We start from the raw sequence: 8,892 nt of genomic DNA, 5'->3' as shown, positions 1-8,892 counted from the left end.
TCATTCCATTTATTTTAACATACAAACAGGACAAACTCTTTTTCATTAAATACCAAATCTCGCAACTTCGTTCTTGTAATAATGAGTTTACTTTTGGTAGAATAAGATGGTTATTCTATTGAACCCGAATACATCAGGAGATGAACAACATGATTAATTTCTCAAACTTAGATAATTCCGCCATTTCGAGCTTGCTAGGACAGATAGAGACCAACGATACAGAAAAAGCGGATCCTAAGCTTTCTGATACAGAGAAACTACCTAAAGTGAAGAAAGCATCTAGTAAAAAAACCAAGACACCCACCATTGAAGAACTCTTATATGGCTATAAGAAGAACAATCGTCTAGATGGAATGGGCCCGATTTAATAAGAAAATCATCTATATGCAAATGAAGAAAAGCAATCCACCTAGGGATTGCCTTTATTTGTTTATGCGCGTATGAGCTTGCTCTAGCTAGTTAATCTTCCCAGACGTCTTTCATCAGCTTATGAATAGATTGAGCGCGTTCCTCTGTCAGTTTGCGATTCGTCACCCAAATCCCGTCTTCAAGTTCTACCGTATCCCCTTCTTTCACATGATCGGAAACTTGCAAACGCGGTATATCATGGTTAACCCCATCAATTTCAATGACAAAGTAATTCTCTTCGATACGATCCACGATCCCTCTCATGAACACACTACCTTTCTGTCGCCCATTTGACATCTTTCCCATCGGAAACAGCACTCACTGTTCCATTTTGATCATTGCGATACACTTTAACTCCTTTTTTATCTAACCGTTTGAGTACAGCTTCTGTCGGATGGTTGTAGGAGTTACCTGCACCCACTTGAATAACTGCGACTTTTGGATTTACTTCTTTTAAAAATGCAGCTGATGTCGAGGTACTTGAACCATGATGCCCTACAGTAAGTACCGTTGCAGATAAATCTGCTTTAGATTCCAGCATATCCGTTTCACTCTGTTTTTCAGCATCACCTGTAAAGAGGAAGCTCGTAGCGCCATAAGTCACTTTAACGACCGCACTTGTATCGTTCATATCCTCATATGAGGGTTGAACTGGAGCTAGCATTTGTACCTTCACCTTTTCGTCCCAATCAAGTGTAATTCCTGCTTTGGCTGTTGATACTTTCAGCCCTTTATTCTTGATCGATTTCAACACATTTTCGTAAGTTTTTGTTGTATTGCCTGCTTTAGGCATATATATTTTGCCGATATCCAATTGATCAATGATTGCACTAGCTGTTCCAATATGATCCGCGTGCGCATGAGACAGTACGAGTACATCAATCTTCTTTATGTCATACTCTTTCATGTAATTCAGCATGAGTTGTTCCTTATCTACATCCCCTGTGTCAATTAGCATCGTTTTGCCTGAGGGGGAAATTAGCAGCTGCGAACTGCCCTGACCCACATCCAAATAAAATACGCCTAATTTCCCGGCAGCCTCGGCTTTTAGCTTTTTGGCACTTGAATGCATATCCGATTGTGTGGATTTTGGTTCGATTACTTGATTGGAACAACCCGCTACGCTGAACGCGAGCAAGCATGTGATAACGAACATGATTAATTTTTTCATAAACATCGCAATTCTCCCTTATGACTGACTCTATGTATGTACAAAATGCACGCAATGGAACATTTGTTCTTATTATATCATAAAAGTTGCCCAAAGATCGATTCCTTGGGCAATAAAATATTAGCCATATGCGATTAATGAGGTTTCGCTACGATCCCATTATGCACTTTAATGAATCCATGACGTAATATGTCAAAGCCATTCTCGTACACATATAAACCCATTTGTTTGATATCCATGAGTTCGCGGTACGTGTGGTTCATGACATCTTCCATGATTTTGTAAAATAGTCGAGAACTCATCTGATTGCGCGGCGTCGTCATAACTACATACCCACCAGGTTTTAAAAATTTTCGGTGCCATTCCATCACTTCAGCCTTGTGCTCATCCGGAAAATGTTCCAGTAATCCAACACTCAGCACGATATCGAACTCGTTTCCAAAAGAAAGATTACGAATATCATCTACAATATAGTGGATGTTCATCTGATCTTTGTACCATACTCTAGAGCTTCCCGTCGCTGGATTCGCACCAAGAAACGGATACGTATTTGGAAAATCAGCAAACCGATGTGTCTTGCAATACGTATCATAATCGACGAGTACAACTTCCCCCCCAGGATACATGGCATGCAGCTGCATCGCTTCATATCCTTCGGCGGCTCCTAAGAATAAAATTCGAGGTTTGTGCACATCAAGTCCTTCGAACAATGCTCGCTTGCCACGCGGATCCCATATCCCATCCTTGATGCGATGCGCATAATTCCATAAACTTAGCGAAATGACATGATTCAAAGCACGCTTTACTTCCTTCATTTGAAACCGCCCCATATGCCGCACGAACGATTGTCTTGCTTCCGCCAATTCACTTGGAACATCCTTCTCAAACCATTCATGAAAGGAACGATTGAATGTTTCCCAAGACGTCTTGACCGGCATACTCTGACTATGCTCTCGTTCCCATCTAAGACGCTCCTCAGACATATTCTTCACTTCATAGGGCTTACCAATCATCTTCCAATTGATCTGCGACCAATCATGCACTTGATTAGCTTTGAAAAACCGATCCAATCGTACGTTCCTTGCATTTCGTAAATCCACCCGATATGAGGGTAATAGCTCCGAATGTTCATAATCCTGCTCAGAGTACGGATGCGAGTTCATGTTCACTTCCATTGCCATCTAGAGTCCCTCCCATGTTTCAATCCCTATTGCAATATATTCAAAAGAGAGACGTTCTTTTCCTTCCAGCAAATCTTTATATGCAAGAAAAAACCGCCTCAAAAGAGACGGTGACTTTAACTTAAAAAGGGTAATTTGACGAGACACTCTGATCCAACTTCCCTTGCAAATAAACCAAATTCATTATCGCTACCGCAGCATCAGCTTTGGTTACTTTATCTTTCGGATTGAACTTGCCATCTTTTGTCTTTAACAAACCAAGTTGAACAGCTAACCAGACGTCCCCTTTATTCGCAATCTGACTCGCATCAGAATAAGGTAAGCTTGGTATCTTTGTAGCTAACTCCGTGGTTAACTTGCTATATTTCGCAACTTTAATCAGATTAGTAGCAAATGCTTCACGTGTCAGTTCTTGATCTGCTTCTAATTTTTTTGAAGCATCTGCTTTGAGCCATTTGAATTGAACGCCAAAACGGACAGCGTCATAATAAGGGCTCTTCTCGTCGACATCAGCAAAAGGCTGCTTAACTTCATTCGATCCACCGTAGTTCAAATATTGCGGTGAGATCGCCTTCATCATCATCGTCCACCAATCGCCACTGGTAATCACTTGATTCGGGTTAACTTTCCCTGCATCATCCGTACTAAGAACTTTATATTGAACTAAGGTCTCCAATTCTTTTTGAGCCCAATGCCCTGTAACATCAACTGGTTTGACCGATGATCTACTTGCATCAGGCATTCCATACCATTGCTTTTTCCAAGTACCTTCTACTGCATCAATAATCGTTGTATTCGGATTCTCTTTCAATGATTGACTGTAGGCCAAATTCATCGCTGCTGATTCTTGAGGATTACCTTCGTAATATCCACCAGATGGTAAAAATTGAAGTTCCAACTTTGTATTCTTCCATATTTTTTCCAGTGCTTGTTCCATTGTAATTTTTGGCTTTAAGTTATCTAAATACTTTTCATTTAACTCATTCCTTGTGACAAAGTAATTGCTGATGTTCCCCTGAAGATCCATGTTAACATTCACGGTATCTCCACTGATCGGAATACCCTTATAAAAGCGCTGAAAGTTAAATTGATAATTTGTTGGTGTATTTTTACTTGTTGTTTCAGGAATTACAACTTGCTTCAATTCCTTACTTGCGTTCGGATACACTTGATTTAGAAGAATAATGACCCGTTTCTCCGCTTCCTCTCTCGAAATTGCAGGCAGTGTTGACCCCTGTTTCGAACCTAGATTATTAGGTGAATATTGGTTATTAAAATAATTACTTACATACCCCATTTGGGCTTGAACCGCTGCATTAATCTGGTTATCAAATCCAAATCCGCGTCCTTGCTCTTCATCACCCCAATTCAATTGCCACAACTTGCCGTTAATATTTCCCCAATCAGCTTGAAAAGATTGACGAAGTAATTTCTTCTCTTTCGGAATTCCGAATGCATCCTCTACAAGTTTAGCAGCCTGTTCTGCAGTTAGATCAGCCTTATCGGACTTTCCTGTATATGTATGCTCCGTTGCAGGTACATTTTTGTAATTTCTAGAAAGGATCTCATATCCCATTCCATTCTCTACAAAATGCCCCGTTTGCGCGTCAATTGGAGTCATTACTGGAACATATCCTAGATACGATGTAGGTACGCCAGACGTTCTTCGATCAAGAATATATTGAAGCTCAGCAGATTGATGCTCTTTGGCATACTTCGTTGCTTGTTCGAGTGTTACCTTAGGTGTAGATGATGGATACTCACTTACAAGTGCTTGCCTGAAGAAACGCATCACATTACCGTCACCATCAATATTTACATTAATTCCACCATTCTTTACAGCGACACCATTCACTAGAACATCATACTGAAATGAGTAATTGACCGGACCAAATAGGGCCGTATCATATGCGTAAAATGGAGATTCACCTTCAACCAAATCTTTCGCACTTAAAGAGGGTGATGCCTGTACGATAAACGATTTCGCTATTTCTCGTGCCTGATCTTTCGTAACCTTAGGAGGATAATAGGTTTGATTGCGATCTTCTTCCATGTATGGCACGTACATACTTAACAAATCTCCCGTATCAGCAGCAATTGTACTGTTAAAACCGTGGCTGCCATTATTGGTTGTTTTGAGCTGCCAATCGATGGTCCATACATTCATATCTGGACGTGGATACTGGTTATTTATACCAAATTGCACACTCTGAGCCTCAGCATCCTTTAATTTAGGGAACAATTTTCTTGTTAAAGAAACAGCTTGTTCTTTAGAAATTTTTGCTTTATCTTCGGTGTACTTTGGTTTTGAATTTGCAGTTTTAGAATCAGCACTTGCATTAGGTGAAACCGCTGTTACAGTTTGACTACCACTTGTATGTTCCGCAGCAAGCGCGGCACTTGGAGCTAATAAACTAACTCCAATCACAGTCGTAAACATCGCTTTGCTTAGCGTACGAAGCGTTCGTTTCATTTCTTTCAAGCCATTCACTCCCTAGTTCGATTATTAGGAAAAATGTTCCATATCTATTCTACGTTTGGGCGATGTAAAAAGTTGCAAGAAAAATTAAAATAATAGTAATCCGTTACAAACGGCAAAGTCATAATAAAAAAAGACTGGAACCCCTTAAAATACTTGGAGTTCCAGTCTTCTATTCTCACTTGCTATTTCAACCTAATACAGAACCAATAAACTTCTCCAAAGCTGAAGTATCTCGAATGTTCTTATTACATTCCTGACTATCCATACACATGTAATTTCCTACCGCCTTATAGTAATCAGAGGAAGCATGTGCGGGTCTTTTTTTAGATACCGCCGTAAATAAAGCAAGCTCTTCATAACGATTACACAAAAAGCAATAGCTTTTCTTGTGGGTCGGAGTAAACCTGCCCTCTACACCGATGAAATGTCCATTTAAATGATACACCATGAACAACTTATTGGTTGCGATATCGTTCCAGCCAAGATAAGTGACAAATCGATTGTCTATGGCTCCTAAATCAGGCATTCTTAACTTTTTGTTCTTAGGAAAAAGCTTCTGAATCTGTTTGGGTGTTATTTGGGGGAAATCTACTAAATACGCTTCTAACGTATTCAGATACCTTTGAAAATCATCCGCTCTTTCAAGTCCAGAAATCGATTCCAGCATTTGTTTCTGGCCATCAGTTCCACTTGGAAACAGTTCCACGATTTTGGAAACGGAATCGCCCCTTACGGATTGCACAATTTTGAGATCGGCAACTGTTCTTATGGTTTGCAGCAGTGTACCTGCTTGTTTCTTAATAAAATTATATTCATGGTTTCTAATAAATGGTTCACACATCTTAGCCCAGCCCCTTATTTGTTGTGATGAATGATGAAAATAAGGTGCAAAGCCCATTATTAGAAACGATTACATTTCATTCAGGCGATTTATAGTTAAAAATGTTACGCCCATGCAAAGTATCGCCTCTAAATCAGGCTCTGCATGAGACTGTGCCAATCCGACAATCGCGAATTGCCATTGTTACCAACTCCCTCGCCATTACATTATAAGTATTTTACAAAAATTTCAGTACATTCACAATATAATGATAAAAAAAGAGCAAACCGTAACACCACGGTCTGCTCTCCTTTCCAAAACACATATGAAAAATAATTATCCTCTGCTGCGCACTTCAAAAATAGCGAACTTCAAATAATTCCCCTCATCTACTCCCAGAATTCGTGGGTGATCCTTACCTGCAGCACGGAATTCTACTAAACGTAAAATTTTACGCGCATCCGCTGCAGCAGCATGAATCGTCTCAAGGAACAATTCCGGTTTCATGTGGTAGGAGCAGCTAGCTGTTACGAGGTAGCCACCTTCGTTCACCAATTTCATACCATGAAGGTTAATGTCTTTATAACCTCTGCAAGCTCCTTCTACAGCGCCTTTTGTTTTGGCAAAGGCAGGTGGATCAAGAATCACGACATCCCAAGTGCGTCCACCTTTAGCAAGAGGCTTAGATGTGTCGATCTTGCCTTCACTTGCTTGTGCCCATTGCTTACGTTGATCAAGTCCCTTGGAATGTTCACGCAGATAATCAAATGCATCGGCTACGACAAACTCCACACGATCTTCAAATCCGTTCAATGCGACGTTGCGACGTGCACTCTCAATTGCATGTTCAGAAATATCCAAACAAGTTACTTTCTTAGCACCTGTCTGACAAGCGTTCAGTGTAAATGAACCTGTATGTGAGAAGCATTCCAATACATTAGCGCCATCCCAGAATGGGAACGTAACAACTTTACCATTCGCGTTAACAGGTAATGGTTTAATTTCGCCGTCTTGTTCTACTTCTTGGACTTCAATACCACTGCGCTTGCCCCAGCCGATCATTAAAGGAGCAATTGCTGCACGATTTTCACGTTGATCAAAGAAATAGCCTGTTTTCTGACCTTCTACAATATCAACTTCAATGATGAGGCCGTTCTCTGTAACTTGGACATGCCTCGGGCATTCACCATAAAGTAATCCTTTTACTTCTTCAAGACCTTCTAAGCTGCGAATGCTGACATCACTGCGTTCGTAAATGCCTTTTGGTTGAAACACTTCAACGAGTGCTTGGACAATTTGTTCACGCCTTGTATCCATGCCAAGTGTTAGGATTTGCACAACCAGAATGTCGCCAAATCGATCCACGATTAAGCCCGGCAAGAAATCGGCTTCCCCGTATACAAGACGACAAGCATCTGCGCCTGGTACAAAACGCGCACGATGATCTTGGCATCGACGGAAACGCTCTGCAAAGAACTCTACACTCGTGTCTTCAAGTTCTTCATACGACATAATACGAACCGTAATTTGTGACTTGGGATTATAATAACCCGCTGCTAGGAACATGCCTACATGATTACGAACGGTTACGATGGAACCTGGAACTGGCTCCCCTTCTACACGCTCGATTTCTGAAGCAAACACCCATGGGTGTGCGCCTTCAATACGCGGTTTTCTTTTTTTATGTAGATATACTGCTGTCATCAAACAGCCTCCCCTTTTTCAATTCATAAACCTATTTTTTCATGATTAGGTTTGGTTATGCTCTGCCAAGTTGTCTCATATATTGATAGGACAAGACCGTAGTACTTGGAGGAACCAACCATGTTTAATTCAATCATTGTACCGCTGCTTGCTGGTATGGCGATGTTTTTATTCGGAATGAAGTCAATGGAGTGGGCACTGCACAATTGGGCAGGACCTTCACTTGAACGCTGGTTAGCCACTTTGACTCGCACTCCACTTCGCGGCTTGTTAGCAGGCACTGTCCTAACCGCTTTGCTTCAAAGTTCATCGGCTATTACTGTCATCGTCATTGGTCTAGTTAATGCAGGTATTCTACGCTTTGCCCAAACAGTAGGCATCATTCTTGGAACCAATATTGGAGCCTGTCTGACCACTGAGTTAATAGGCGCAAGTCTCGGTAAGGTTGGACTACCTTTGCTTATCGGTTCTGCGAGCATCTGGCTTGCTACATGGCTGATGCATGCTCATAAGAGTGATAGGAAAGAAACTGAAACAACTTCAACTGGCATGATGAAATGGATGCTCCCGGTTCGCTGCGGATCTGGTGCATTAGCCGGTTTTGCACTTGTCCTGCTTGGTATTCAGATCATGCAAAGTATCGGTCCTGCTCTACAAGCCCATGGCCTATTTACTTGGTTCATTGAACATGCTTCAGAGTCTCTTGGCTGGGCACTACTTGCGGGTGCTTGTGTGACAGCACTCGTCCATTCCTCCGCGGCTGTTATTGCGATTGCGATGAGCCTAGCAGCGGCACATAGTTTATCCCCCGAACTCGGGATTGCCGTGACGCTCGGCGCGAATATCGGCACTTGTGTCACAGCTTGGATGGCTTCAATTGGCGGAACTCGTGCCAGTACTTTTGTAGCATGGACGCATATTGGGCTTAACTTACTTGGCGCACTATTATTTTTCCCATTTGTTGCAGAATTAGCGCAGGCAGCGGCAACATTTTCAGCAGAACCGGCTGTGCAAATTGCGAGAGCACAGACGATATTTAATGTGAGCTGCTCGCTAATGGCACTGCCATTTTGCTATATCAAGCTAAGGAAGCGAGTATGAGCCTACAAAACATTTATCATAAGAG

8 protein-coding genes are annotated in these 8,892 nt (G+C 41.5%); 2 read left to right on the top strand and 6 right to left on the bottom strand.

The features are described 5' to 3' along the window. Positions 1-149: 149 nt before the first annotated feature. Positions 150-368, top strand: a complete 219-nt coding sequence (locus tag ACSBOP_RS06955) for a hypothetical protein (protein ID WP_442603696.1) — start codon at positions 150-152, stop codon at positions 366-368. A gap of 91 nt (positions 369-459) precedes the next feature. On the opposite strand, the gene ACSBOP_RS06950 is transcribed toward ACSBOP_RS06955, so the two are convergent. The 6 genes from ACSBOP_RS06950 to ACSBOP_RS06925 all read right to left on the bottom strand — a co-directional run bounded on the left by ACSBOP_RS06950 (position 460) and on the right by ACSBOP_RS06925 (position 7,766). Then, a complete protein-coding gene (locus tag ACSBOP_RS06950) occupies positions 460-672 on the bottom strand; it encodes a DUF3006 domain-containing protein (protein WP_442603695.1) in 213 nt (70 codons plus the stop codon). A gap of 7 nt (positions 673-679) precedes the next feature. Continuing rightward, positions 680-1,579: a ComEC/Rec2 family competence protein gene (locus tag ACSBOP_RS06945; RefSeq protein ID WP_442603694.1), complete on the bottom strand. Its 900-nt coding sequence runs from the start codon at positions 1,577-1,579 to the stop codon at positions 680-682. Positions 1,580-1,713: 134 nt separating this feature from the next. Further along, complete coding sequence (locus ACSBOP_RS06940; protein ID WP_442603693.1) at positions 1,714-2,760, bottom strand: class I SAM-dependent methyltransferase; 1,047 nt, start codon at positions 2,758-2,760, stop codon at positions 1,714-1,716. Positions 2,761-2,881: 121 nt separating this feature from the next. After that, the gene (locus tag ACSBOP_RS06935) at positions 2,882-5,233 is read right to left on the bottom strand and encodes a YcdB/YcdC domain-containing protein (protein ID WP_442604407.1); all 2,352 of its coding nucleotides are present in this window, start codon (positions 5,231-5,233) and stop codon (positions 2,882-2,884) included. 196 nt (positions 5,234-5,429) lie between these two features. Then, a complete protein-coding gene (locus ACSBOP_RS06930; protein ID WP_442603692.1) occupies positions 5,430-6,083 on the bottom strand; it encodes a FusB/FusC family EF-G-binding protein in 654 nt (217 codons plus the stop codon). Positions 6,084-6,398: 315 nt separating this feature from the next. After that, positions 6,399-7,766, bottom strand: coding sequence for a class I SAM-dependent rRNA methyltransferase (locus ACSBOP_RS06925; RefSeq protein WP_442603691.1), 1,368 nt, complete (start codon positions 7,764-7,766; stop codon positions 6,399-6,401). 120 nt (positions 7,767-7,886) lie between these two features. Between ACSBOP_RS06925 and ACSBOP_RS06920 the strand changes: the two genes are divergently transcribed. Continuing rightward, positions 7,887-8,867: a Na/Pi cotransporter family protein gene (locus ACSBOP_RS06920; protein WP_442603690.1), complete on the top strand. Its 981-nt coding sequence runs from the start codon at positions 7,887-7,889 to the stop codon at positions 8,865-8,867. Positions 8,868-8,892: the final 25 nt, after the last annotated feature.

The sequence above is a fragment of the Paenibacillus sp. KN14-4R genome (assembly GCF_052180255.1).
In the GTDB taxonomy this organism is placed as follows: Bacteria; Bacillota; Bacilli; order Paenibacillales; family NBRC-103111; genus Paenibacillus_AM.
The sequence above is the reverse complement of the archived record's forward strand: the minus strand, read 5'-3'. Positions and strand labels throughout refer to the sequence as shown.

Coding starts and splice junctions, on each gene's coding strand:
- ACSBOP_RS06945 (WP_442603694.1), bottom strand. CDS start 1,579: ATGAAAAAATTAATCATGTTCGTTATCACATGCTTGCTCGCGTTCAGC.
- ACSBOP_RS06940 (WP_442603693.1), bottom strand. CDS start 2,760: ATGGCAATGGAAGTGAACATGAACTCGCATCCGTACTCTGAGCAGGAT.
- ACSBOP_RS06925 (WP_442603691.1), bottom strand. CDS start 7,766: ATGACAGCAGTATATCTACATAAAAAAAGAAAACCGCGTATTGAAGGC.
- ACSBOP_RS06935 (WP_442604407.1), bottom strand. CDS start 5,233: ATGAAACGAACGCTTCGTACGCTAAGCAAAGCGATGTTTACGACTGTG.
- ACSBOP_RS06955 (WP_442603696.1), top strand. CDS start 150: ATGATTAATTTCTCAAACTTAGATAATTCCGCCATTTCGAGCTTGCTA.
- ACSBOP_RS06920 (WP_442603690.1), top strand. CDS start 7,887: ATGTTTAATTCAATCATTGTACCGCTGCTTGCTGGTATGGCGATGTTT.
- ACSBOP_RS06930 (WP_442603692.1), bottom strand. CDS start 6,083: ATGTGTGAACCATTTATTAGAAACCATGAATATAATTTTATTAAGAAA.
- ACSBOP_RS06950 (WP_442603695.1), bottom strand. CDS start 672: ATGAGAGGGATCGTGGATCGTATCGAAGAGAATTACTTTGTCATTGAA.